Source organism: Pseudomonas marginalis, from assembly GCF_024169655.1.
GTDB lineage: Bacteria > Pseudomonadota > Gammaproteobacteria > Pseudomonadales > Pseudomonadaceae > Aquipseudomonas > Aquipseudomonas paraveronii.
This window is the reverse complement of record NZ_JALJWV010000001.1, coordinates 1,008,192-1,033,050: the sequence shown is the minus strand read 5'-3', so window position 1 is coordinate 1,033,050 and position 24,859 is coordinate 1,008,192. Positions and strand designations below refer to the sequence as shown.

General features: G+C 61.4%; 23 protein-coding genes. 12 read left to right on the top strand and 11 right to left on the bottom strand.

All coding sequences use genetic code 11. The features are described 5' to 3' along the window. Window positions 1-8: 8 nt before the first annotated feature. The 4 genes from J2Y83_RS04595 (at window position 9) to J2Y83_RS04580 (ending at window position 5,052) form a co-directional block, all read left to right on the top strand. Complete coding sequence (locus J2Y83_RS04595; RefSeq protein ID WP_253400345.1) at window positions 9-695, top strand: fimbria/pilus chaperone family protein; 687 nt, start codon at window positions 9-11, stop codon at window positions 693-695. A 124-nt stretch (window positions 696-819) separates the two neighbouring features. Further along, window positions 820-3,261, top strand: a complete 2,442-nt coding sequence (locus J2Y83_RS04590) for a fimbria/pilus outer membrane usher protein (RefSeq protein WP_253393492.1) — start codon at window positions 820-822, stop codon at window positions 3,259-3,261. Between the two features lie 10 nt (window positions 3,262-3,271). Next, a complete protein-coding gene (locus J2Y83_RS04585) occupies window positions 3,272-4,396 on the top strand; it encodes a DUF1120 domain-containing protein (RefSeq protein WP_253393491.1) in 1,125 nt (374 codons plus the stop codon). 17 nt (window positions 4,397-4,413) lie between these two features. Next, complete coding sequence (locus J2Y83_RS04580; protein WP_253393490.1) at window positions 4,414-5,052, top strand: DUF1120 domain-containing protein; 639 nt, start codon at window positions 4,414-4,416, stop codon at window positions 5,050-5,052. On the opposite strand, the gene J2Y83_RS04575 is transcribed toward J2Y83_RS04580, so the two are convergent. Beyond that, window positions 5,049-6,314, bottom strand: a complete 1,266-nt coding sequence (locus J2Y83_RS04575) for a CynX/NimT family MFS transporter (RefSeq protein WP_253393489.1) — start codon at window positions 6,312-6,314, stop codon at window positions 5,049-5,051. The genes J2Y83_RS04580 and J2Y83_RS04575 overlap by 4 nt on opposite strands. Then, window positions 6,304-6,963 carry a FadR/GntR family transcriptional regulator gene (locus tag J2Y83_RS04570; protein WP_253393488.1) on the bottom strand — a complete coding sequence of 220 codons (660 nt, stop codon included), beginning with the start codon at window positions 6,961-6,963 and terminating at the stop codon, window positions 6,304-6,306. Before J2Y83_RS04570 ends, J2Y83_RS04575 begins: the two co-directional genes overlap by 11 nt. 159 nt (window positions 6,964-7,122) lie before the next feature. Between J2Y83_RS04570 and J2Y83_RS04565 the strand changes: the two genes are divergently transcribed. Both J2Y83_RS04565 and J2Y83_RS04560 read left to right on the top strand, forming a co-directional pair. After that, window positions 7,123-7,434 carry a type II toxin-antitoxin system MqsR family toxin gene (locus J2Y83_RS04565; RefSeq protein ID WP_046488644.1) on the top strand — a complete coding sequence of 104 codons (312 nt, stop codon included), beginning with the start codon at window positions 7,123-7,125 and terminating at the stop codon, window positions 7,432-7,434. Next, window positions 7,431-7,919 (top strand): type II toxin-antitoxin system MqsA family antitoxin, encoded by a 489-nt coding sequence (locus J2Y83_RS04560; RefSeq protein WP_253393487.1) that lies wholly within the window; start codon window positions 7,431-7,433, stop codon window positions 7,917-7,919. Before J2Y83_RS04565 ends, J2Y83_RS04560 begins: the two co-directional genes overlap by 4 nt. Window positions 7,920-7,983: 64 nt before the next feature. Here J2Y83_RS04560 and J2Y83_RS04555 read toward each other — a convergent pair whose 3' ends face one another. The 4 genes from J2Y83_RS04555 to J2Y83_RS04540 form a co-directional block, all read right to left on the bottom strand. Beyond that, window positions 7,984-8,748: an amino acid ABC transporter ATP-binding protein gene (locus tag J2Y83_RS04555; RefSeq protein ID WP_003171943.1), complete on the bottom strand. Its 765-nt coding sequence runs from the start codon at window positions 8,746-8,748 to the stop codon at window positions 7,984-7,986. 11 nt (window positions 8,749-8,759) lie between these two features. Continuing rightward, the gene (locus tag J2Y83_RS04550) at window positions 8,760-9,857 is read right to left on the bottom strand and encodes an amino acid ABC transporter permease (protein ID WP_253393486.1); all 1,098 of its coding nucleotides are present in this window, start codon (window positions 9,855-9,857) and stop codon (window positions 8,760-8,762) included. Window positions 9,858-9,867: 10 nt separating this feature from the next. Next, window positions 9,868-11,049 carry an amino acid ABC transporter permease gene (locus tag J2Y83_RS04545; protein WP_253393485.1) on the bottom strand — a complete coding sequence of 394 codons (1,182 nt, stop codon included), beginning with the start codon at window positions 11,047-11,049 and terminating at the stop codon, window positions 9,868-9,870. 72 nt (window positions 11,050-11,121) lie between these two features. Then, complete coding sequence (locus J2Y83_RS04540) at window positions 11,122-12,153, bottom strand: amino acid ABC transporter substrate-binding protein (RefSeq protein ID WP_253393484.1); 1,032 nt, start codon at window positions 12,151-12,153, stop codon at window positions 11,122-11,124. 345 nt (window positions 12,154-12,498) lie between these two features. Between J2Y83_RS04540 and J2Y83_RS04535 the strand changes: the two genes are divergently transcribed. Together J2Y83_RS04535 and rhlB are read left to right on the top strand one after the other, a co-directional pair. Then, window positions 12,499-13,155, top strand: a complete 657-nt coding sequence (locus J2Y83_RS04535; RefSeq protein WP_253393483.1) for an alpha/beta hydrolase — start codon at window positions 12,499-12,501, stop codon at window positions 13,153-13,155. Window positions 13,156-13,251: 96 nt separating this feature from the next. Continuing rightward, window positions 13,252-14,721 (top strand): ATP-dependent RNA helicase RhlB, encoded by a 1,470-nt coding sequence (gene rhlB, locus J2Y83_RS04530; RefSeq protein WP_253400344.1) that lies wholly within the window; start codon window positions 13,252-13,254, stop codon window positions 14,719-14,721. 130 nt (window positions 14,722-14,851) lie between these two features. Here rhlB and moaE read toward each other — a convergent pair whose 3' ends face one another. From moaE to J2Y83_RS04505, 5 genes are all read right to left on the bottom strand, one after another. Continuing rightward, window positions 14,852-15,301 carry a molybdopterin synthase catalytic subunit MoaE gene (moaE, locus tag J2Y83_RS04525; RefSeq protein WP_253393482.1) on the bottom strand — a complete coding sequence of 150 codons (450 nt, stop codon included), beginning with the start codon at window positions 15,299-15,301 and terminating at the stop codon, window positions 14,852-14,854. A gap of 2 nt (window positions 15,302-15,303) precedes the next feature. After that, window positions 15,304-15,546, bottom strand: a complete 243-nt coding sequence (gene moaD, locus J2Y83_RS04520; protein WP_253393481.1) for a molybdopterin converting factor subunit 1 — start codon at window positions 15,544-15,546, stop codon at window positions 15,304-15,306. Continuing rightward, window positions 15,543-16,016: a cyclic pyranopterin monophosphate synthase MoaC gene (gene moaC, locus J2Y83_RS04515; protein WP_253393480.1), complete on the bottom strand. Its 474-nt coding sequence runs from the start codon at window positions 16,014-16,016 to the stop codon at window positions 15,543-15,545. The genes moaD and moaC overlap by 4 nt, the downstream gene beginning before the upstream one ends. A gap of 87 nt (window positions 16,017-16,103) precedes the next feature. Beyond that, the gene (locus J2Y83_RS04510) at window positions 16,104-17,498 is read right to left on the bottom strand and encodes a PhoH family protein (RefSeq protein ID WP_247399072.1); all 1,395 of its coding nucleotides are present in this window, start codon (window positions 17,496-17,498) and stop codon (window positions 16,104-16,106) included. Between the two features lie 348 nt (window positions 17,499-17,846). Beyond that, window positions 17,847-18,971 carry a polysaccharide deacetylase family protein gene (locus J2Y83_RS04505; protein ID WP_247399055.1) on the bottom strand — a complete coding sequence of 375 codons (1,125 nt, stop codon included), beginning with the start codon at window positions 18,969-18,971 and terminating at the stop codon, window positions 17,847-17,849. A gap of 120 nt (window positions 18,972-19,091) precedes the next feature. Between J2Y83_RS04505 and yaaA the strand changes: the two genes are divergently transcribed. The 4 genes from yaaA (at window position 19,092) to J2Y83_RS04485 (ending at window position 24,858) form a co-directional block, all read left to right on the top strand. Further along, window positions 19,092-19,871 (top strand): peroxide stress protein YaaA, encoded by a 780-nt coding sequence (gene yaaA, locus J2Y83_RS04500; protein ID WP_253393479.1) that lies wholly within the window; start codon window positions 19,092-19,094, stop codon window positions 19,869-19,871. A 900-nt stretch (window positions 19,872-20,771) separates the two neighbouring features. After that, complete coding sequence (locus J2Y83_RS04495; RefSeq protein WP_247399050.1) at window positions 20,772-22,088, top strand: nucleotide sugar dehydrogenase; 1,317 nt, start codon at window positions 20,772-20,774, stop codon at window positions 22,086-22,088. 83 nt (window positions 22,089-22,171) lie between these two features. Then, window positions 22,172-23,653: a mannuronan synthase gene (gene alg8 / locus J2Y83_RS04490; RefSeq protein ID WP_253393478.1), complete on the top strand. Its 1,482-nt coding sequence runs from the start codon at window positions 22,172-22,174 to the stop codon at window positions 23,651-23,653. Window positions 23,654-23,691: 38 nt separating this feature from the next. Then, a complete protein-coding gene (locus J2Y83_RS04485) occupies window positions 23,692-24,858 on the top strand; it encodes an alginate biosynthesis protein Alg44 (protein WP_247399045.1) in 1,167 nt (388 codons plus the stop codon). The last annotated feature ends 1 nt before the right edge of the window (window position 24,859 follow it).

The window sequence follows — 24,859 nt, the reverse complement described above, 5'->3', positions numbered from 1 at the left end:
GGCGTGCAATGCCGCGCCTCTGCTGCGTGGCACTGGCCGTATTTGGCGCAACCGTCGCGCATGCCGACGGCATGGTCCCGGACACCTCGGTGGTGATCGTCAACGAGGCCGACGGCGAGGCCACGGTCTCGGTCACCAACACCGACAACAAGATGGCCTTGCTGCACGTCACCCTCGAAAACATCCCCGAGGACAGCGACACGCTGCTGTTCGTGACCCCGCCCCTGACCCGCGTCGAAGCGTCCAAGAGCCAACTGGTGCGCTTCATCCTGCAAACCCAGACGCCGCTGCAAACCCAGCGCCTCAAGCGCGCGATTTTCGAAGGCATGCCCGCCCAGCGCGACCCGGCCCAGGCCGGGCGCGCACAAGTGGGCGTGACCGTGCGCCAGAACCTGCCGGTGATCATTCATCCCAAGGGGCTGGCGCCGAATCGCACACCGTGGCTGGGCCTGAGCTGGACCTTGAAGGCCGACCAGCTCAGCGTCCACAACCCTACCCCGTATGTGGTGCGCCTGGCCCAGGAGCTGCAACTGCTGCCCGGCAACGCGTCGGCGATGCTGCCGCGCACCTATGTGCTGCCCGGCGAAACACTGACCGTGACCGCCAGCGGCACCGGCGCCACCCGCGTGCGCCTGCAACCGGCCACGGTGTATGGCTTTGCCGTCGCGCCCCACGACGCGCCCATAACCCTGTGATGCAACGGCGCCCAGGGATGCAACGGCGCCACGATAACGAAGTGGCCACCCACTGAAGGCCACCGGGAAGACCTGACGCGATAGGGAATCACGCCGGGTACTTCCATCATTCGAGTGCATTTGTGTGAACACAGTCATCCATTACCGTGACGGCAAAGCCGTGCCCGGCGTTTCACCGCGCCTGGCCTTGCTGGTGCTGACGCTCAGTCAGGGGTTGCTGACAAACCTGGCCTGGGCACAGACGCCGTCGTCGAGCGGTTCCTTCGACTCACAGACCCTGCTCCAGCGCGGCATCGACCCTGAACTCGCGAGCCTGCTGATGCAGGCCCCGCGGTTTACCCAAGGCCGCCACGCGCTCAACCTGACGGTCAACGGCCAGCGCCGCGGGCGCGTCGATGTCAGCATCGATCAGCACGGCGCAACCTGCTTCGACCCGCCGCTGCTAAACGCCGCGCAGTTGGTGACGCCGTCTTCGGGCCAGGCGGAGGAAAGCAGTTGCTACGACTTTCTCCAGCAATACCCGCAAACCCTGATCGAGCATGACCCGGCCAACCTGAGCCTGAACCTGGTAGTACCGACCCAGGCGCTGCGCCCGGTCACCCAGGACATTTCCGGCTATCAGACCGGCGGGTTTGCCGCACTGCTCAACTACGACGTCACCGGCCTGTACAACCACTACGGCGACGACGCCAGCCGCTTCGGCTCGGCCAATACCGAGGTCGGCTTCAATGCCGGCGACTGGATCGTGCGCAGCCGCCAGGTGCAGACCTGGCAAGACAGCACCTCAAGCACCACCCACCTGGACGCCTACGCCCAGCGCACCTTCGCCAGCCACCAGGCGGTGTTGCAGGCCGGGCAGATCAACCTCTACAACCCGGTGCTCGCCGGGGCACAAATCACCGGCGTGCAAGTGCTCACCGAACAGGCCCTGCAAGACCAGAACCAGGGCGCGACCATCGATGGCATCGCCAATGGCCCGGCCCAGGTGGAAGTGCGCCAGAACGGCACATTGATTCACTCCACGGTGGTGCCCGCCGGCCCGTTCAGTTTGAGCAATGTGCCGCGCCTGAATGGGCGCTCCGACGTCGAAGTCACGATCAAGGAAACCACCGGCGAAGAACGCCGTTTCACCGTGCCCGCCGCCATGCTCGGCCTGGGCCTGCCCGCGCCCGGTTACTCGGTGGCGGCCGGGCGGGTGCGCAATATCGGCGACGGCCCGGGTGCCGAACCCTGGGTAGTGAGTGCCGGCTGGAGCGCCGTGCCGCATCCGCAGGTCAGCTTCGGCAGCGGGCTGTTGGCGGCCGAGGATTATCGCTCGGCGGGCCTGAGCCTGGGGCTGTTGCCTTGGCAGGACAGCCAGGTGCAAGTCGCCGTGGTCGCCTCCGAAGCCTCGCGGCGCACCCAGGAGCGCGGTGTGCAGACCGACCTGTCGTGGTCGCAGAAACTGAGCGAGCGCTGGGCCTTCACGGCGGCCAATTCCTGGCGCACCTTGGGCTACCGCGACCTCAGCGAGTCGACCTACATCGTCGATACCCGCGAGCAGCAACGCACGCGCTACCGCGACCAGCAGAGCGCCACCACCTCGTGGTCGCATCCGTGGCTGGGCGCCTTCAGCGCGGGGTTTTCGCGTTCGTCCTCGTTCCAGGGCGACAGCAGCAGCCGCGCCCTGGCGTCCTGGGGCACGCAAGTCGCCGGGATGTCGGTGTCCGCCACCGCCGAATGGCATATGGGCGGGCGCCGCTATAACGACGACAGCCTGTACCTGACGGTCAGCCTGCCCCTGGGCGAAAGCCGCCGTGGCCGCGCGTGGGTGCGCAATTCCGGTGGCGAGCACCGCACCGGGCTGGGGCTCAACGAACAGATCAACGACCATTTGGCGTATCGGGTCGGCGTCGAACATGACACCCGCGACCGCGAGGTCGAGTCGTCCCTGGGCGTTTCGGCCCTGCCGTTCTACAGCCAGTTGGACTTCAACTACACCCGCTCCGACGCCGAACGCTCCAGCTACCAGGGCGGCGCACGCGGCGCGGTGGTGCTGCACGGCGACGGGTTGACGTTCTCGCCCTACCCGGTGCGCGACACCTTTGCCGTGCTCTCGGTAGGCGACATGGCCGGGATCAAGGTCAACACCCCCAGCGGCCCGGTGTGGACCGACTGGCAAGGCCAGGCCGTGGCGCCCCAGCTCAGCGCCTATGGGCGCAGCCCGCTGGAAGTGCAAACCCGCTCGCTGCCGCGCAATGCCGACATCCACAACGGGCTCGCGGTGGTCTCGGCAGGGCGTGGCGCGGTGGACCGTATCGAGTTCGGCGTGTCGCTCACCCGCCGTGCGCTGCTGACCCTGGACACCCCGATGCCACGCGGCTCGACCGTGACCACCGAGGACGGCGAGTTCATCACTCTGGTCCAGGAAGGCAACCAAGTGTTCTTGCCCGACGTGCTCGACACCCGTTCGCTATGGATCAAGGCCGCTGACCAGCCGCGCTGCCACTTGCGCTTTGAACTGCCGGCCAAGGCCGACCCCCACGTGTATTTCGAAACCGCCCCGGCCCGCTGCCAGCGACCTTGAGGAACGCCCTATGAAACGTCAACACTGCCTGGCAGCCCTGCTGCTGTGTACCGGCACCGCCCTGGCCCAGGACGACTGTCGCCTGGACCTGAGCGAATCACGCCTGGATTTCGGCCAGATGAACCGCGCCATCGCGTCAACACCGACCGCCGAGCGACTGCTCGGCGAACGGCGCCTGTCCTTGACCCTCAACTGCCCGGAAACCGGCGACATGAGTCTGTTCTACCGCGCCCTCGCCGCCGGCACCGAGCGTTTGCGCTTCACCGACGGCGGCAGTTACCGCGTGCAGGTGCATGACGCGGTGCTCGATGGCCGCGCGGTGCAACTGGGCCTGCTCGCCGGCCCCGGCCAGGCGCCCGCCCAGGTCGGCGCGAGCCTGACCTGGCGCGCCGACCATGGCATCGTCCCGCTGCACGACGGCCAGCCTGCCACCGGGCGCAGTTTTTCCGCGCAACTGCAGGTCAATGCCTGGGCGCGGGACGACGCGATTCGGGTACGCGATGCCGAAACCTGGGACGCCTCGGCGCTGGTCGATGCCCCCGCTTCCGGGCGCTCGCGCGAGCTGCATCTGCAAGCGCGCTTCGCGCCAGCGGCCTGCACGCCGACCCTGGCCAACAACGGCACGGTGGACTTCGGCAAGTTGTCGGTCAGCGATTTGCGCCGCGACAAAGACACTGCCCTGCCCGCCCGCGCGTTGGGTCTCACGGTCAGCTGTGACGGCCCGACCCCGTTTGCCCTGGTCATGCACGACAACCGCGCCGGCTCGGCCACCGGCGGCATCGATGAAACCGCCTACGGCCTGGGCCTGGACGCACGCGGGCAGAAAATCGGCCGCTATTACCTGCTGGTCGACCCCGCCCAGGCCAGCGCCGACAACCTGCCCCAACTGTATCGCACCGACTCGACCACCGGCGGCGCCGCCTGGAGCAGCGCCAGCGCCAGCGTGATTCCCCTGGGCGCACGCAGCCTCCTCGGGTTTACCGCCACGACCGGCAGCACCGAAGGCCCGAATGCCCTGCAAAACCTCAGCGCGTTACTCAGCCTGAAAGCCTTTGTCGCGCCGCTCGACAGCCTGGACCTGAGCAGTGAAGTGCGGCTCGACGGTTCGGCGACCCTGGAAATCACCTACTTCTAAGCCCCTCGGAGGCTCCCATGATTGCTCGCTACCTGATCCTCATGCCCCTGCTGTTCAGCCAACCGGCGCAGGCCGCCGCCGTCGACCTGAACGTCAACGGCAGAATCACCCCGGCGTCCTGCGTGCCGAGCCTGTCGGCCAACGGGCTGGTGGACTTCGGCAAGATCGCCCAGCAAGACCTCAACCTCACGACAGGCACGCGGCTGCCGCTCAAGTCCCTGGGCCTGACAGTGATCTGCAACGGCCCGGTGCGTTACGCATTGCGCATGCGCGACAACCGCGACGGCTCGGCCCACGTCAACAGCGAGATTTACTATGGATTAGGCCTGGATAACAGCGCGAACAAGATCGGCGTGTACTCGCTGACGTTCGATCCAACGCAGACCGTGGTGGACGCCGTGACCGAGATCTATGGCACCGAATCCACCACCGGTGGCCTGGCCTGGCGCACGGCCAACCGCAACCCGATCGACGTCGGCGCCAAAAGCCTGCTGGGCTTCACCGACACCGCGGGCAGCACCGCCGGCCCCATGGCGATCCAGAACCTGACCAGCACGCTGACCCTGGAGACGGTGATCAACGCCAAACAGAACCTGGACCTGAGCACCGATATCGTCATAGACGGTTCGGCGACCCTGGAAGTGCTGTACCTCTAGACTTTCTCGCTGCGCACATCGACGTATTTCGCCCGTCCCGCACCGAGGCCGGCGACGATGGCGCCCAGGCCGATCACCGCGAAGACCCAGCCCGTGGCGGCCCAGCCGCCGGTCCAATCGTGAATCAGGCCCACCGCGAGCGGGCCGAGGGACGCCAGGGTGTAACCGAAGCCCTGGGCCATGCTCGACAGGTTGGCGGCCACGTGGGCATCCCGCGAGCGCAGCACGATCAACGTCAGCGCCAGGCTGAACGTGCCGCCCTGCCCCAGGCCCAGCAGGATCGCCCAGCCCCACAGCCCGTCGAGCGGCGCATACAGGCAGCCCATCAGCCCACCGAGGGTCAGCAGCATCACCACCACAATGGCCAGGCGCTGGTCCTTGCCGCGTGTGGCCAGCCACGGCGCGGTGAGGGCGCTGAGCAGTTGCACGATGATCGAACCGGACAGCGCCAGCCCGGCGTCGGTGGCACTCAGGCCGCGGTCGATGAGGATCGATGGCACCCAGCCAAACACGATGTAGGCCAGGGACGATTGCAGGCCCATGTACAAGGTCACTTGCCAGGCCAGCGGATCACGCAGCAAGCCCTTCACCCGGTAGGCGACGCGATGCGCGCCGTGCTTGTGCCCGACTTGCGGCAACCAGCACAGCGCGGCCAGCAACGCCGGCAGCATCCAGAAGCCCAGCCCGATGCTCCAGCGGTTGCCGAAGTAGTCACTCAAGGGCACCGAGGCCCCCGCCGCCAACGCCGCGCCCAGGCACAGCGCCATGGTGTAGACCCCGGTCATGGCGCCCGCCTGTTTGGCGAAGTCGCGCTTGACGATACCGGGCAACAACACGCCAATGATGCCGATGCTGGCACCGGCGATCAGGCTGCCGGCAAACAGCCCGACTTCACCGAACGCACTGCGCAGCAGAATACCGGCGGCCAACGTCAGCAAAATCCCCAGCACCACCCGCTCGGCGCCGAAACGCCGGGCGAGGAGCGGCGCCAGCGGTGCGAACAGGCCCAGGCACAACACCGGCAACGTGGTCAGCAAACCGGCCCCGGCCGCCGACAACCCCAGGCTGCTGGAGACCTCACTGAGCAGCGGCGACAGGCTCGACAGCGCCGGACGCAGGTTCAGCGCCACCAGCACCAGGCCCAGCAGCAACAGCCACGGCCGGCTCACCAGCGGGTGGCTGCGCTGGAGCTCATCGTCGTCGGCCTCCGCATCGATCAGCAGTTGTTCCAACTCGGGCGTGCGTTTGGCTTCAGGGTTCATTGATCAACTGCCGGCAAAGGGATTTGGCGCGCTCCGGGTCTTGCTGCGCGACGGCATCAAGCAGGGCGGTGTGCAGGTCGAACACCGCCTGGCGACGCGGCGAGAGGTTCAGGGTCTGGCGCAGTTGCGCGCCGATGATGCTGGAAAAGTACCGGTACAACTCGCTCAACGCCGGGTTGTGCGCCGCGTCCACCAGCCGTTGGTGGAATACCAGATCGGCGCTGATGTAGGCCTCCAGTTCACCGTGATACAGCGCGGCGCTGGCATCGAGCGCCGCGCGCAGCCGGTGCAGGTCTTGCTCGGTGCGACGCAGGGCGGCCAGGCCGATGGCCTCCACTTCCAGGATCTGCCGCGTCTCCTGCGCCTGTTCCAGGCCGCAATGGGACAACGCGCGCATGGCGCCCAGCGGGTCCGTCATCGACCGCAGGTAACTGCCGTCGCCCTGGCGGATCTCGATCAACCCGGAAAACGCCAGCACGCGCATGGCCTCGCGCACGGTATTGCGGCTGATGCCCAGTTCCGCCGCCAGCTCAGGCTCGGTGGGCAGGCGCTCACCGATGGCCCATACGCCTTGGGTGATGCGCTGGCGCAGCTGCTCGAGGGCTTGGTCGACCAGGGAGCGTTTGATCAGCGGGGCGATGTCTGTCATAGGGTTTGCGCTTTCGTCCAGTCATAGGATGAATTTACCTACAGCCTATTCGGACTGGCCTACAAAGGCAACGCACTAGGGTTCTTAGGCAGGAAAAAGGAGCAGTATTTTCGATTGTTAAAATTACCCTTAAAGGGTAATTTCAGCCTTAGGTGTCTTATGGAAAAGTACACACCTCATTACGATTTGGCGGTGATCAAGGCGGATGTCATCAGGTTGGGTAGCAGAGCATTCACCGCAAGCGCGCGGGAGGGGGCTCGACAACTTGAGTTGAACATCGGCCAGATGCGACTCGCGGTCTGCGCCCTTGAGAATCGAATGTTGTACAAGTCAATGACGACCTATTCAGACCACCGTGTGTGGCAGGACGTCTATCTGATCAAGATTTACGCTACGGAGATTTACATCAAAGTGACTTACCGCCCAGGCGGTGGTCCTCCCGTAATCTCCTTCAAGGAGAAAACCTTATGAAAACCCAACAATGCATGAGCTGCGGAACCCATGACGCAATGCAGCATTTCGAAGGTCGCAACTTCACGATCAACACACGCGGCATGATCCGGGATATCCCTGATATTGCAGGCTGGGAATGCCAGGTCTGTCACGAGGTCGAATTCGATTCGGACACCGATAGCGCAGAGCGTTATTCCGATGCCAGCGATAAGTTGTTAATGGATGCCAGGACAATCATCGCCGCCGAAATGAAACGAATTCGCCGCAAATTGCATCTGACGCAGAAAGACGCAGTAAGGCTATTGACCGGCCGCGGCCATAACGCATTTTCCCGCTATGAAAGAGCTGAGATCTTTCCGCCTGCACCACTGCTCACATTGATGCGTCTATTGGATAAACATCCGCATCTACTGGCTGAAATAGAGGTGCTCAATGTCGGCGAAGACCTGAACCATCTGCTGATCGCAAAAGATGCGCAGCTTGCAACTCAAGCGTCCGCGTAAAAACAGCAGGCAAAAATAAACCCGGCCAGGTGCCGGGTTTATCGCGTCAAGCATCAACCATCGATCAATGCAGAATCTGGCTCAAGAACAACTTGGTCCGGTCATTCTGCGGGTTGTCGAAGAAGTCATTCGGCGCCGCCTGTTCGACGATCTCGCCCTTGTCCATGAAGATCACACGGTTGGCCACGGTGCGGGCAAAACCCATTTCGTGGGTCACGCACAACATGGTCATGCCGTCTTCGGCCAGGCCAATCATGGTGTCGAGCACTTCCTTGACCATTTCCGGGTCGAGGGCCGAGGTCGGTTCGTCGAACAGCATGATTTTCGGTTTCATGCACAGCGCCCGGGCGATGGCCACGCGCTGTTGCTGACCGCCCGAGAGTTGCCCCGGAAACTTGTGGGCCTGCTCCGGAATGCGCACGCGCTCCAGGTAATGCATGGCGATTTCTTCGGCCTTGCGCTTGGGCATCTTGCGCACCCACATCGGTGCCAGCGTGCAGTTCTGCAGGATGGTCAGGTGCGGGAACAGGTTGAAGTGCTGGAACACCATGCCGACTTCGCGGCGGATCGCTTCGATCTGCTTGAGGTCGTTGGTCAGCTCCACGCCATCGACCACGATGCGGCCCTGCTGGTGTTCTTCCAGGCGGTTGAGGCAGCGGATGGTGGTGGACTTGCCCGAACCCGACGGGCCGCACAGCACGATACGCTCGCCCTGCTTGACGTTGAGGTTGATGTCTTTCAGTACGTGGAACTGGCCGTACCACTTGTTCACGCCCTGCATCTGGATAATGCCTTCAGGGCTCACAGGCTGTTTGATCGCTTCGCTCATAACAACAACTCCTAACGCTTGTGGCCTGTGTCGAGCTTGTGTTCCAAATGAATGGAATAGCGCGACATACCAAAACAGAAAATCCAGAACACCAAGGCGGCGAACACGTAGCCTTCAGTGGCCATGCCCAACCATTTCGGGTCGGCGGCGGCTTGCTTGACGCTGTTGAGCAGGTCGAACAAACCGATGATGATCACCAGGCTGGTGTCCTTGAACAGCGCAATAAACGTGTTGACGATGCCGGGGATCACCATCTTCAGGGCTTGCGGCAGAATCACCAGGCCCATGCTGCGCCAGTAACCCAGGCCCATCGCCGCGGCCGCTTCGTACTGACCTTTGGGAATCGCCTGCAAGCCACCGCGCACCACTTCCGCCACGTAGGCCGACTGGAACAGGATCACGCCAATCAGTGCCCGCAGCAGCTTGTCGATGCCCATGCCTTCGGGCAGGAACAACGGCAGCATCACCGAGGACATGAACAGCACCGTGATCAACGGCACGCCGCGCCAGAACTCGATGAAGGTCACGCAGACCACACGAATCGCCGGCATGTTCGAACGCCGCCCCAAGGCCAGCACAATCCCCAGCGGCAAGGCGCCGGCGATGCCGACGGTGGCGATGACCAGGGTCAGCATCAGGCCGCCCCATTGGCTGGTGGCCACGTTGGTCAGGCCGAAGACGCCGCCGTGCAACAGGCAGAAGGCAATGATTGGGTACAACACCAGAAAGCCCAGGCCGTAGATCGCCTTGCGTGGAAAACGCGAGATGAACAACGGCGCCACGCCCACGATCGCCAGCCACACGGTCAGGTCCACGCGCCAGCGCAGGTCGCTGGGGTAGTAGCCGTACATGAACTGCCCGAAGCGCTGTTGGATAAACACCCAGCAGGCGCCTTCTTTGGTGCAGTCGGCGCGAGTGGTCCCGACCCAGTTGGCGTCGAGGATGGCCCAATGCAGGATGGGCGGCACGACCAGGTAGATCAGGTAAAACGCCAACAAGGTCAGCAGGGTGTTGAGCCAGCTGGAAAACAGGTTGGCGCGCATCCATGCCATCGGCCCGAAGACTTTGCTCGGCGGTGGCATATCAGGTTTGAACGTATGCGAACTCATGCTCGTTTCCTCACCGCTCGATCAGCGCAATGCGCTTGTTGTACCAGTTCATCAGCAGGGAAATGCTGATGCTGATCGCCAGGTACACGCTCATGGTGATGGCAATGACTTCGATGGCCTGGCCGGTCTGGTTGAGCACCGTGCCGGCAAACAGCGAAACCATTTCCGGGTAACCGATACCGGCGGCCAACGACGAGTTTTTCGCCAGGTTCAGGTATTGGCTGGTCAGCGGCGGAATGATCACCCGCAGGGCTTGCGGGATGATGACCTTGCGCAGCGTCGGCCCGGGGCGCAGGCCCAGGGAGCGCGCGGCTTCGGTCTGGCCGTGGCTGACGGACTTGATGCCCGAGCGCACGATCTCGGCGATAAACGCCGCGGTGTACACGGTCAGCGCCAGGGTCAGCGCCAACAGTTCAGGGATCAGTACCCAGCCGCCGACGAAGTTGAAGCCTTGCAGCTTGGGCATTTCCCAGTGCAACGGCGCGCCGAAGACCAAGGCGCACAATGCCGGGATCACGATGAACAGCGCCAGGCCCGCCCAGAACTTGTGGAACGGTACGCCGGTGGCTTCAAAGCGCTTGTTGGCCCAGCGGGTCATCAGCACGATCGCCACGACGGCCACGACCACGCTGGCAACGAACGGCCAGAACCCGTCGGCGGCCAGTGCTGCCGGCATGTTCAGGCCACGGCTGCTGACAAAGAACGTATCGCCGAAGTTATGGCTGTTGCGCGGCCCCGGCATGGTCAGGAACACCGCGAAGTACCAGAACAGGATTTGCAGCAACGGCGGGATGTTGCGGAACACTTCCACGTACACCGTCGCCAGCTTGTTGATCATCCAGTTGGGCGACAAGCGGGCCACGCCGATGATGAACCCGAGCAGGGTCGCCAGGACCACGCCGATCACGGTCACCAGCAAGGTATTGAGCAGACCGATTACAAACACCCGGGCATAGCTGTCCGATTCGGTGTAGTCGATCAAGTGCTGCGCGATGCCGAAGCCGGCACTGCGCTCAAGAAAGTCGAAACCCGAGGTAATGCCCCGGTGTTGAAGGTTGGTCTGGGTATTGTTGAAGAGGTACCAGCCCAGCGAGACCACCGCCACAATCGTGATGATCTGGAAGAGCCACGCACGCACTTTGGGATCGCTGAAGCTGAGCTTCTGCTTTGGTGCGCCGATTTGATTTTGCATGGAGTGCCCCGAAAATAATGGAACAGAACATCACCCGGCGGTTGGCCCACCGGGTGATAGAACCATCAGCGATCAGCGCACAGGGGGTGCGTATTGAATGCCGCCGTTGTTCCACAGCGCGTTCAGGCCACGGTCGATTTCCAGCGGCGTGCTTTTACCGAGGTTTTTCTCGAACACTTCGCCGTAGTTACCGACTTGCTTGACGATCTGCACGACCCAGTCTTTCTTCACTTTCAGGTCTTTGCCGTATTCGCCGTCAGCACCGAGCAGACGTGCGACGTCCGGGTTCTTGGTGGACTTGGCTTCAGCTTCGACGTTTTTGGAAGTGATACCGGCTTCTTCCGCGTTGAGCATGGCGTAGCCCACCCAGCGCACGATGGCCAGCCACTCGTCGTCGCCATTACGCACGACCGGGCCCAGCGGTTCCTTGGAAATGGTTTCCGGCAGAACCACGTAGTCTTTCGGCGAGGCCAACTTGCTGCGCTGGGCGAACAGTTGGGACTTGTCGGAGGTCAGCACGTCGCAACGCCCGGATTCCAGCGACTTGGCGCTTTCGTCGGAGGTGTCGAAGGTGATCGGGGTGTATTTCAGACCGTTGCCACGGAAGTAGTCGGAAACGTTCAGTTCAGTGGTGGTACCGGCCTGGATGCAGATGGTTGCACCGTCCAGTTCCTTGGCACTTTTAACGCCCAGCTTGTTGTTTACCAGAAAGCCGATGCCGTCGTAGTAAGTGATAAAGCCAGGGAATTTCAGGCCCATGCCGGCATCGCGGGAGCTGGTCATGGTGGTGTTACGCGACAGGATGTCGACTTCACCGGACTGCAGCGCGGTGAAACGCTCCTTGGCGTTCAACTGGCTGAATTTGACTTTGGTCGCGTCGCCGAACACGGCAGCGGCTACCGCGCGGCAATAATCAGCGTCGATCCCGAGGATCTTGCCGCTGGCATCCGGTACCGAGAAACCCGGCAGGCCGTCACTCACGCCACATTGCACAAAGCCTTTCTTCTGCACGGCGTCCAGGGTGGCGCCGGCGTGGGCGAAACCACTGACACCCAGTACAGCAGCCGCGGAAACGATGGCCAGGGTGGATTTCAATACCTTCATTCAAACCTCCAGTTGCTCTTGTTGTGTCGGAGCTAGAACCTCAGCGCACCCTTATGAGGCGATATCGACCCGTGTTGGCTTTTATTAGGGTCAAGCAGCATGAGGCAGTCGCAGTAATTCCAGTTGCTATCCCACAAACGGCAGTCACTGATAGTGTTACCGTCCCAGGAAAGATCTGACATCGACCTACACATAGCAAAGCGCGTACCAGAGTGGCTGCTGAGTCGATTCAGCCCAAGGTCAATGGGAAAAGATTCAACCTTGCGACATTCTCGTAACAGATCAAACTATTGCGCACCGTTCCGTCGCACTTAATCGGAGCGCACGCACATCTATGGAGCAGACATGACCGAAGCCTTGATTCTTCAGCCCCGCAACACCGCAGACGCCTGCGTCATCTGGCTGCATGGCCTGGGGGCCGATCGCTACGACTTCAAATCGGTGGCCGAAGCGCTGCAGGAAAACTTGCTGACCACGCGCTTCGTCTTGCCTCAGGCGCCCACCCGCCCGGTGACTATCAACGGCGGCTACGAGATGCCCAGTTGGTACGACATCAAGGCCATGAGCCCGGCCCGCTCCATCAGCCTGGAACAGTTGAAAGACTCGGCCAAAATGGTCACGGATTTGATCAGGAAGCAAAAAAGCAGCGGAATAGACGCCTCGCGGATTTTCCTGGCGGGCTTTTCCCAGGGCGGCGCCGTGGTGTTCCACACCGCGTTCCATAAATGGCAAGGCGCCTTGGGTGGCGTGATTGCCCTCTCCACTTACGCGCCGACCTTCGACGACGAGCTGGAATTATCCGCCAGTCAACAGCGTATTCCGGTGCTGTGCCTGCATGGCCAGTACGACGAGGTGGTACAGAACGCCATGGGGCGCAGCGCTTATGAGCACTTGAAGACCCGTGGTGTCACCGTGACATGGCAGGAATACCCAATGGGTCACGAAGTGTTACCTGAGGAGATCAGCGATATCGGTACGTGGCTGGCCGAACGTCTGCGCTGAACACCCCGGTTTATTTAGCCACATGACAGACGCACTACGCCGCGCCCGATTCTTGCATTACACTGGCCGGCGTATATTCCTTAACCAATTAATGAGATCACCGTGCTCAAAGCACTTAAGAAGATGTTCGGCAAAAGCGAGGCTGAGCCGCTCGCGCCAGTTCCCAGTGCTCCTGTCCCGACAACCGGCAGCCGCCACGAAGGCAAACAGCCGGGCCAGGCCACCGCTGTGGCCGCGCCGAAACCGCTCGAGGTGACACCCGCCGAACCGCCGAAACCGGCCGAAGTCGCTGCGGCACCTGCGCCAAAAGCCGCACGGCGTGAACGCGCGCCCAAGCCGCCCGTCACACCGTGGAAGCTCGAAGATTTCGTCGTTGAACCCCAGGAAGGCAAAACCCGCTTCCACGATTTCAAGCTCGCACCGGAACTGATGCACGCCATCCAGGACCTGGGCTTCCCTTACTGCACACCGATCCAGGCGCAGGTGCTCGGGTTCACCCTGGCCGGCAAAGACGCCATCGGCCGCGCCCAGACCGGCACCGGCAAGACCGCCGCGTTCCTGATCTCGATCATCACCCAGCTACTGCAAACGCCGCCGCCGAAAGAGCGCTACATGGGTGAGCCACGCGCGCTGATCATCGCCCCGACCCGCGAACTGGTGGTGCAGATCGCCAAGGACGCCGCCGACCTGACCAAGTACACCGGCCTCAACGTCATGACGTTTGTCGGTGGCATGGACTTCGACAAGCAGCTCAAGCACCTCGAAGCCCGTCATTGCGACATCCTGGTTGCCACCCCGGGCCGCCTGCTCGATTTCAACCAGCGCGGCGACGTCCACCTGGACATGGTCGAAGTGATGGTGCTGGACGAAGCCGACCGCATGCTCGACATGGGCTTTATCCCGCAAGTACGCCAGATCATTCGCCAGACCCCGCCGAAAAACGAACGCCAGACCCTGCTGTTCTCCGCGACCTTCACCGAAGACGTGATGAACCTCGCCAAGCAGTGGACCACCGAGCCGTCCATCGTCGAGATCGAGGCGCTGAACGTCGCCAGCGAAAACGTCGAGCAACACATCTTTGCCGTGGCCGGCGCCGACAAGTACAAGCTGCTCTACAACCTGATCAACGACAACGGTTGGGAGCGCGTGATGGTGTTTGCCAACCGCAAGGACGAAGTGCGCCGTATCGAAGAACGCCTGGTGCGCGATGGCGTCAACGCTGCGCAACTGTCGGGCGATGTGCCGCAACACAAGCGCATCAAGACCCTCGAAGGCTTTCGCGAAGGCAAGATCCGCGTGTTGGTGGCCACCGACGTGGCCGGTCGCGGGATTCACATCGACGGCATCAGCCACGTGATCAACTTCACCCTGCCGGAAGTGCCGGACGACTACGTACACCGCATTGGCCGTACCGGCCGTGCCGGGGCGGCGGGGGTGTCGATCAGTTTTGCCGGGGAAGATGACTCGTATCAGTTGCCGTCGATCGAGACGTTGCTGGGCCGCAAGATCAGTTGCGAGACGCCGTCGACGCACTTGCTCCGGGCTGTAGAACGCAAACGTCCGTAAGCTGAAATGCGGTCAACAATGTGGGAGGGGGCTTGCCCCCGATAGCAGTGGGTCAGTCAACAGAGATGTTGAATGTGCCACAGCTATCGGGGGCAAGCCCCCTCCCACATTTGCATCTATGTTCGGCTGGCTATTTCCAGCGATCCGCTGCTGCGTGATCGCTGTCGCGCCCTTCGACCCAGTGCGCGCCCTCAGGGGTATTTTCCTTCTTCCAGAACGGCGCACGGGTCTTCAGGTAGTCCATCACAAACGCACAGGCCTCAAACGCAGCCTGACGATGCGCGCTGGCCGCCGCGACGAACACAATCGGCTCGCCCGGTTCCAGCGCGCCGATGCGGTGCAGCACTTCCAGCTTGAGCAGCGGCCAGCGCTGTTCGGCTTCCACGGCGATCTTGGCCAGGGCTTTTTCGGTCATGCCGGGGTAATGCTCCAGGAACATCCCCGCCACGTCGTGACCGTCGTTGAAGTCGCGCACATAGCCGACAAAACTCACCACCGCGCCGACGCCGACATTGGCGGCGTGCATCGCGTTGACTTCGGCACCGGGGTCAAAGGGCTCGGGCTGTACACGAATGGCCACGTTCAGCCCCCGGTCACAGGCGGGAAAAACGCGACTTCATCACCGGCCTGCAGCGGCTCGTCGAGGCTGCACAGCTCCTGATTACGCGCACACATCAAGCTGGCTTCGTTGAGCACGTCAAAGCCCGGGTCGCCGGCCAATGCCTGGCGCACAGCGTCGACGGTCGCGAAGTCGCCTTCCACCTCCAGCGAATCCAGGCCCACCGCTTCGCTGTAGCGGGCAAAAAACAATACGTTGATGCTCATGCTTGATCCGCCTTGAAATGCCCACTTTTACCGCCGAGCTTTTCCAGCAGGCGAATGCTTTCGATGGTCATGCCACGGTCCACGGCCTTGCACATGTCGTAGATCGTCAATGCGGCAACACTGGCGGCCGTCAGCGCCTCCATCTCTACACCGGTCTGGCCGGAGAGTTTGCAGCGCGCGACGATATGCACCGCGTCCACACCCTCGGCGCTGAGTTCGACCTTGACGCCAGTGAGCATCAGCGGGTGGCACAGGGGGATCAGGTCGCTGGTTTTTTTCGCCGCCTGGATTCCGGCAATGCGGGCCACGGCAAACACGTCGCCCTTGGGATGGGCGCCGTCGACAATCATTTTCAGGGTCTCGGGCAGCATGCGCACGCGCGCTTCGGCCACCGCCTCACGGAACGTCACGGACTTGTCGGTGACGTCGACCATATGGGCGCGACCTTGGGAATCGAGATGAGTCAGCACAGGGATACTCCTGATCAGGAGCGTCGATTGTAAACCCAATGCAAAAGAAATGTGGGAGGGAGCAAGCCCCTCCCACACCGACCGCGTTTACAAGTGAGATTCGGCGTATTCGGCCAAGATCGAACGTGGGACCCCTTGCAGCGCGATATGCACGCCGTTCGGGAAGTCTTTGAAGCGTTCCGTCAGGTACGTCAGCCCGGAGCTGGTCGCGGACAGGTAAGGGGTGTCGATCTGCGCCAGGTTGCCCAGGCACACCACTTTGGAACCGGCGCCGGCACGGGTGATGATGGTTTTCATCTGGTGCGGCGTGAGGTTCTGGCATTCATCGATCAAAATCAGGCTCTGCTGGAAGCTGCGACCTCGGATGTAGTTGAGGGATTTGAACTGCAACGGCACTTTGCTGAGGATGTAGTCGACGCTGCCATGGGTGTTTTCGTCATCCATGTGCAAGGCTTCGAGGTTGTCGGTGATCGCCCCCAGCCACGGCTCCATTTTTTCCGCTTCGGTGCCGGGCAGGAAACCGATTTCCTGGTCCAGGCCCTGCACACTGCGGGTGGCGATGATGCGGCGATAACGCTTGGTCACCATGGTCTGCTCAATGGCGGCAGCCAGGGCAAGAATGGTTTTGCCCGAGCCGGCGGCGCCGGTCAGGTTGACCAGGTGGATGTCCGGGTCGAGCAGCGCATACAGCGCCAGGCTCTGGTAGATATCACGCGGTTTCAGGCCCCAGGCTTCCTGGTGCAACAGGGGTTCCTGATGCAGGTCGAGGATCAGCAGCTTGTCGACCTGGATCTCTTTGATCCAGCCCACAAAACCCTGTTCGTCGATGATGAACTCGTTGACGTGTACCGCCGGCAGGTTGTCGATCAGTTGCACCTGGTGCCAGGTGCGACCGTGGTCCTGACGGGTTTCGACCTTGCTGACGCGATCCCAGAACGAGCCGGTCATGGTGTGATAACCACGGGACAGCATCGACACGTCGTCGACCAGTTGGTCGGTACTGTAGTCCTCGGCAGCGATCCCACACGCTCGTGCCTTGAGGCGCATATTGATGTCTTTGGTCACCAGCACGACGCGCAGGTCCTTGTCACGTGCGTGCAGGTCGATCAATTGGTTGATGATTTTGTTGTCGTTGAGGTTTTCCGGCAGCAGGCTGTTGGGCTCGCTGCGCTTGCTCATCAGAATCGACAGCAAGCCCTTGGGCCCGCTCTTGCCGCGCTGGATCGGCACGCCGACTTCGACGTCCTCGGGTGACGCTTCGCCCAGGGTTTTGTCGATCAGGCGGATCGCCTGGCGGCATTCTGCGGCCACGCTGTGATGCCCGCTTTTGAGTTTGTCGAGTTCCTCCAACACGATCATCGGGATGGCGACGTGGTGTTCTTCGAAGTTAAGCAGCGCGTTCGGATCGTGGATCAGTACGTTGGTATCAAGCACATAAAGGATTGGCTGGTCGGAAGAAGGGTTACGTCCATGATCATCCATACTCGGTCACCTTTGTGGGAGCCAGTCGACGCAATACCACAACAGTGCTGCGCCTCGATTCGACCACCGAATGCACCTGAGGGACGTCAAGTGCATTGCCCACATGAGGAGTCTTGGAAGACGCCACCTGTGTTGCAGGTTTCGGCGATCTGACTTCGTAATACCGCAAAACCCATGACAGGAAAAAGCACTTTGACGTTTTTTTGAAGTTTATTTTTCAGGATGACGAATAGCACTAGCCGAGTGCCAGCCACGCCGTTAAAGTCGGAAGTCCGCCTGCATCGAAATATTCTACAAAATCACCCCAGAAATGCCGCATCCCCAACGGGAATAGGCACTTCAGCCTTTTCAGCGAAACGCCTCCCGGCAGTCCTGCCAACCCAGCCCGCTTTGCGCCGTCGCCTGCAACAAAATCGGCAATGCCACCCGCGCCTTGTCCTGGGTGTCGTGAAACACAATCACCCCTTTGCGCCACAACAACATCAAGGTCAGCACCCGCTGCGCCGACTCATCGGCCTTGAGCTTGCCCGGTTCGTCCTGGGAGTCGATATCCCACAACGCCACCTGCAAACCCTGGGACTGGAAGAAACCCTGGCTGTCCGCACGACGCTGACCGTAGGGTGGACGGAACAGCGGCACGTAGTTCTCCGGCATCAGGTTCTGCGCCAGTGAGGCACTGCGGGTGATGGAACTTTGCCAGTCGACCCAATGGCTGTGGGAACGGTACTGCCAGCCCTGGGTGCCCACGCACTGGCCTTGGTACAGCGCCTGCACATCGGCAGCGGAACTGCGCTCCACGCGGTTTTGCAGGCTGCTGCCAAGGGCGAAGAACGTGGCGTTCATCTTCTGCTTGCGCAGGTAGTCAGTGAGCCAGTCGGTATTGCCGCTGACCGGGGCCGGGCCGCCGTCGAAGGTCAGCAGGAACAAGCGGTCGTTGAATTCATCGCCATTGCGCTCATGGTCGCCGAAACGCGCGATCTCGCTGCTGATCTGCGGGAACAGCGCGGCTTTGCGCAGCAGTTCGTCCAGGTAACGCTCGTGGAAATTGTGGCTCGGGCCGGCCCAACCTATATAGAAGGAGTTTTCGCTGATCTCGAACTTGCCGGCCTGCTCGCGCAGGTCGTCCATGTTTTCCACCAGGTAGCAGAACGACGCGTCTTCCTCGCAACTCTCCTGGGCGAAGGTGTAGCCCTCCAGCAGGCGCTGCCAGAGCTGGCGACGCAGATCGTCGATGGCCGCCAGGTTGATGATCTTCAGGCCCAGGCGCTGTTTGAGCGCCGCTTCATCCAGGGCTTCGCTGGCGATCAGGCTGTGGGCGAACATCAGGATCTCGGCGCGCGAGGCCACGTCGAACAGCGCAGGGCTGCTGAGTTTTTCCGGCCAGACGCCACGATCCAGGCTGGCCACATCCACCGGCGCCGCGTGGGCATTGAGGCATAACAGGCACGCCGACAAAAAAAACGCTATTCGCACACAGGGTCTCCCTCTCCAGAGTCACCGGCCATCATAACGGATCGCGCCTATCACCATCATAGGTGGAGTCAAAGTGCCCAACCCCCTAGAATCCCCCGCACGATTACAGGAGCCAACTTCATGCTGATGGTGATTTCCCCCGCCAAGACCCTCGACTTCGAGTCCAGGCCTGCGACCCAGCGCTTTACCCAGCCGCAGTATCTGGACCACTCCCAGGAACTGATCGAGCAACTGCGCCACCTGAGCCCGGCGCAAATCAGCGAATTGATGCATGTATCCGACAAGATCGGCGGCCTCAACGCCGCGCGTTTCGGCAGTTGGACCCCGGCGTTCACGCCGGCCAATGCCAAGCAGGCGTTGCTGGCATTCAAGGGCGACGTGTACACGGGCCTGAACGCCGACACCTTCAGCGACGCCGACTTCAGCTACGCCCAGGATCACCTGCGCATGCTCTCGGGCCTGTACGGTCTGCTGCGCCCCCTGGACCTGATGATGCCGTATCGCCTGGAGATGGGCACCAAACTGGCCAACGCCCGTGGCAAGGACCTGTACGCCTTCTGGGGCACCCGGATCAGCGAGTGGCTCAACCAAGCCCTGGCCGAACAAGGCGATGAGGTACTGCTCAACCTGGCGTCCAACGAATACTTCTCCGCGGTCAAGCGCACGGCCCTGAACGCAAGGATCGTCAACACCGAGTTCAAGGACCTGAAGAACGGTCAGTACAAGATCATCAGCTTCTACGCGAAAAAGGCCCGAGGCATGATGAGCCGCTTCGTGATCGAAGAACGCATCAACGACCCGGCCCAGCTCAAGCAGTTCGATGTGCAGGGTTATCGCTTCAATGCGGAGCAGTCCAAGCCCGACAACCTGGTGTTCCTGCGCGATCATGCACCGGAATAAGGCCCTGCTCCGCTCTCATAGACGCTAAAGATCAAATGTGGGAGGGGGCTTGCCCCCGATGGCGGTGGGTCAGTCATACATGGATCGACTGACACACTGCCATCGGGGGCAAGCCCCCTCCCACATTTTCTCCTGCATTTCGCATCAGAAGTCGTCAATTGTTTGGCGTCAAAAAATATCTTGACGCATCTCTAACATTTATTTCACTCGACATTTCAGATTTTTTTTCGTAGTGGCACCACTTTTTTAAAAGACTAGTGGCACAAAACTATCCCCGCGCACCAACTCCCCGCAACTACTGGCCCAAATAGCAAGTGCTATCAATATAGTACCAGTGCCATCTTTGCCTATATTTCAAGAAATTTCCGGAAACAGGATGAGCGGCCAGGAACTTCGCCCTAAAGCACCGCTCATACCACCGGTAACGTAATTCTCTGTTTCTGTAAGAGATGACTTACATGGCGACCAACGGAAGTAGCGAAGTTGTCACATTTAACTTTGACTCAGGGCTGATATTACCAACCGATTAGTTAAGAGCGGCGACAAGGATGAATTGCCACACACTATAAGGCCAAGGCTGTGCTTACCCCAATGGGTCAGTGATGAAACCCAAGGCATTGATATTTAAAGGTTTATTGCCTTTATCAAGGCCCTGTTGCACTGGCGCCAGGCCCTTCTCCCAGGAAGGCCGGCTGCATTTGAGGGCAAGCCCCAATAAAAAGGCCAAGTTGCGCACAACTTGAGTGCAATCGTTAGTCACTCGTTATTCAACATGCCTGTATGCGGTAAGTCGGCGTCTGTTCGCCTAACTTTCGCGGCATCAGTGACGCTTGCAAACATGAACTCCGGCCATTTATTGGCAGATTTAATACCGTCTTCAATGACAAAGAGGTAAATGCGATGCGCATCAGCATATTTGGTTTGGGTTACGTTGGCGCAGTCTGTGCCGGTTGCCTGTCTGCCCGTGGCCATGAAGTGGTCGGCGTAGACATCTCCAAGGAAAAGATCGACCTGATCAACGCCGGTAAATCACCGATCGTTGAGCCGGGTCTGGGCGAGCTGCTGAGCCAGGGTATCGAGACCGGTCGACTGCGCGGCACGACCAACTTCGCAGACGCCATCCGCGATACCGACCTGTCGATGATTTGCGTCGGCACGCCGAGCAAGAAAAACGGCGACCTGGAACTCAACTACATCGAATCGGTATGCCGCGAGATCGGTTTTGTCCTGCGTGACAAGACCACCCGCCACACCATCGTCGTGCGTAGCACCGTGTTGCCGGGCACCGTGGCCAACGTGGTGATCCCGATCCTCGAAGACTGCTCCGGCAAAAAAGCCGGCGTCGACTTCGGCGTCGCGGTCAACCCGGAATTCCTGCGCGAATCCACGGCCATCGCCGACTACGACCTGCCACCGATGACCGTCATCGGCGAGTTCGACAAAGCCTCCGGCGATGTCCTGCAATCGCTGTACGAAGAACTCGACGCGCCGATCATCCGCAAGGACATCGCCGTGGCCGAAATGATCAAGTACACCTGCAACGTGTGGCACGCCACCAAGGTGACCTTCGCCAACGAGATCGGCAACATCGCCAAGGCCGTCGGCGTCGATGGTCGCGAAGTGATGGAAGTGGTCTGCCAGGACAAGACCCTCAACCTGTCCCAGTACTACATGCGCCCAGGCTTCGCATTCGGCGGCTCGTGCCTGCCCAAAGACGTGCGCGCGCTGACTTATCGCGCCGGCTCTCTGGACGTGGAAGCGCCGCTGCTCAACTCGCTGATGCGCAGCAACGAATCCCAGGTGCAGAACGCCTTCGACATCGTCGCCGGCCACGACAAACGCAAAGTCGCGCTGCTGGGCTTGAGCTTCAAGGCCGGCACCGACGACCTGCGCGAAAGCCCACTGGTGGAACTGGCGGAAATGCTGATCGGCAAGGGTTACGACCTGAGCATCTACGACAGCAACGTCGAGTACGCCCGCGTCCACGGTGCGAACAAGGAGTACATCGAGGGGAAAATCCCCCACGTGTCGTCCCTGCTCAACTCGGACTTCGATGATGTGATCAACAACTCCGACGTGATCATCCTCGGCAACCGTGATGAGAAGTTCCGTGCCCTGGCGCAGAACGCGCCACACGGCAAGCAAGTGGTCGACCTGGTGGGCTTCATGTCCAAGGCCACCTGCGTGACGGGCCGCACCGAAGGTATTTGCTGGTAACAGCAACGGCAAGTTTCGAGCTGCAAGCGTCCTGATCCCCAGCGCTTGCAGCTCGAAACCTCCTTCACCTGCGGATGACGCCTATGTCCAAGTTAAAACACGTACTGCTCCAATCCGCCGGCTGGCTGTTCTTCTTGAGCCTGCTGATGGGACTCGCCCTGCTGTTGCCGGCGAGTACGTTCGACTCTGAGTCGAAGAATTTTATTTTCCTGATTGGCGCCGTCGGTATCTGGCGCTACTCGATGGGTGCGACGCATTTCTTTCGCGGCATGCTGTTCCTGTACGTGGTCTACCCACACCTGCGGCGCAAAGTGCGCAAGCTGGGCAAATCAGCGGACCCGTCCCATGTGTTCCTGATGGTCACCAGTTTTCGGATCGATGCGCTGACCACCGCGCAGGTCTACAGCTCGGTGATTCGTGAAGCGATCGAATGTGGCTTCCCCACCACCGTGGTCTGCTCGCTGGTAGAAATGTCCGATGAGCTGTTGGTGAAGAGCCTGTGGGAACGCATGAACCCGCCGGACCACGTGAAGCTCGACTTCGTGCGCATCGCCGGCACCGGTAAACGCGACGGCCTGGCCTTCGGTTTCCGCGCCATCTCCCGCCACTTGCCGGATGACCGCGCCGTGGTTGCAGTGATCGATGGCGACACCGTGCTCGCCGAAGGCGTCGTGCGCAAGACCGTGCCGTGGTTCCAGTTGTTCGGCAATGTCGGCGGCCTGACCACCAACGAGTTCTGCGAAGTGCGCGGCGGCTACATCATGAGCGAGTGGCACAAACTGCGCTTCGCCCAACGCCACATCAACATGTGCTCGATGGCCCTGTCCAAGCGCGTGCTGACCATGACCGGGCGCATGTCGGTGTTCCGTGCCAGCGTCGTCACCGACCCGGGCTTTATCGCCGACGTGGAAAGCGACTCGCTGCAACACTGGCGCCTGGGCCGCTTCAAGTTTTTGACCGGCGACGACAAGTCCAGCTGGTTCAGCCTGATGCGTCTGGGTTACGACACCTTCTACGTGCCGGACGCCGCGATCAACACCGTGGAGCACCCGCCGGAAAAGAGCTTTATCAAGGCCAGCCGCAAGCTGATGTTCCGCTGGTACGGCAACAACCTGCGCCAGAACTCCCGCGCCCTGGGCCTGGGTGTACGCCGCCTGGGTCTGTTCACCAGCGTGGTGCTGTTCGACCAGCGCGTGTCGATGTGGACCTCCCTGCTCGGCCTGACCGTGGCAATCATCGCCACCTTCAAGTACGGCGGCGCGTTCATCCTCGCTTACCTGCTGTGGATCGGCATCACCCGCCTGATCCTGACCCTGCTGCTGTCGTGCTCCGGCCACAGGATCGGCCCGGCGTACCCGGTGATTCTCTATTACAACCAGATCATGGGCGCGCTGGTGAAGATCTACGTGTTCTTCCGCCTTGATCAACAGTCCTGGACCCGCCAGGACACCAAACTGACCCGCGATTTGGCCAGCTTTCAACGTTGGTTCAACACCTGGTCGTCTCGGACCATGACCTTCTCCGCCGGCAGCATTTTCGTCGCCGTGTTGCTGATGATGGTCTGACCCTGCCAAGCCTGAATTAACTCTAGGAAATTGCCCTGATGAACAGCCAAGTAAACGCCAACGTTGTCCACGAATCCGAAGCCCAGCGCCAGCACGCCCGAGTCAAAATCCCGGCCAAGCTGCGCTTCTTCAACACTGACCGCACGCAGACCGAAGCGCGGGTCATCGACCTGTCCGCCGGCGGCCTGGCGTTCACCGCCACGCAGCCGTTGACCGTCGGCGAAGTGCACAAGGGTCGCCTGCAGTTCGTCATCGATAACCTCGGCCTGGCCATGGATGTGGAGCTGCAGATCCGCTCCTACGACCGCCAGAGCGGGCGCACCGGTTGCCAGTTCCAGAACCTCGACGCGCAGGATATTTCCACGCTGCGCCACCTGATCACCTCGCACCTGTCGGGCGACATCGTGACCATGGGCGACGTACTCGCCACCCTGCAACGCGACAACTTCACCAAGGCGCGCAAGGTCAAGGACGGCGGCAGCAACATGAGCGCCTTCGGCCGCTTGCGCGCCGTGACGTTCAGCCTGGCGATCTTCCTGGTGGGCCTCGCGGCATTCGGTTTCGTCTTCAAATCGCTGTATGGCATGTACTTTGTCAGCCACGCCCAGGCCGGCCTGGTCAGCGTGCCCGGCATGAACGTGACCATGCCCCGCGACGGCACCGTGCAAAGCCTGCTCAAAGGTGATGCGGTGGCGGCCAAAGGCGCGCCACTGGCGACCTTCAGCACCAGCATGCTCGACGTGCTCAAGGGCCACCTGGACGAAGACCAACTGCAACCGGCCAAGGTCGAAGAACTGTTCGGCAAGCAAATGACCGGCACCCTGACCTCGCCTTGCGACTGCGTCGTGGCCCAGCAAATGGTGGCCGACGGTCAGTACGCGAGCAAAGGCGACGTGATCTTCCAACTGGTGCCACGCGGCAGCCTGGCCAACGTGGAAGCACGCTTCTCCTATCGCCAGTTCGCTGACGTTCGCCCAGGTACGCCGGTGAACTTCCAGGTCGCCGACGAAGAACAGACCCGCACCGGCACCATCGTCAGCAGCACCAGCCTGAACAGCGCCGACCTGTCCTCCGACATCCGCGTGCAGATCAAGCCGGATGCGCCGCTGGACAGCGCCTACGCCGGCCGCCCGGTGGAAGTGACCAGCGACCGTGGCCCATCGCTGAACTGGCTGATCGATAAAGCCATGGCTGCGGGTCTTTAAT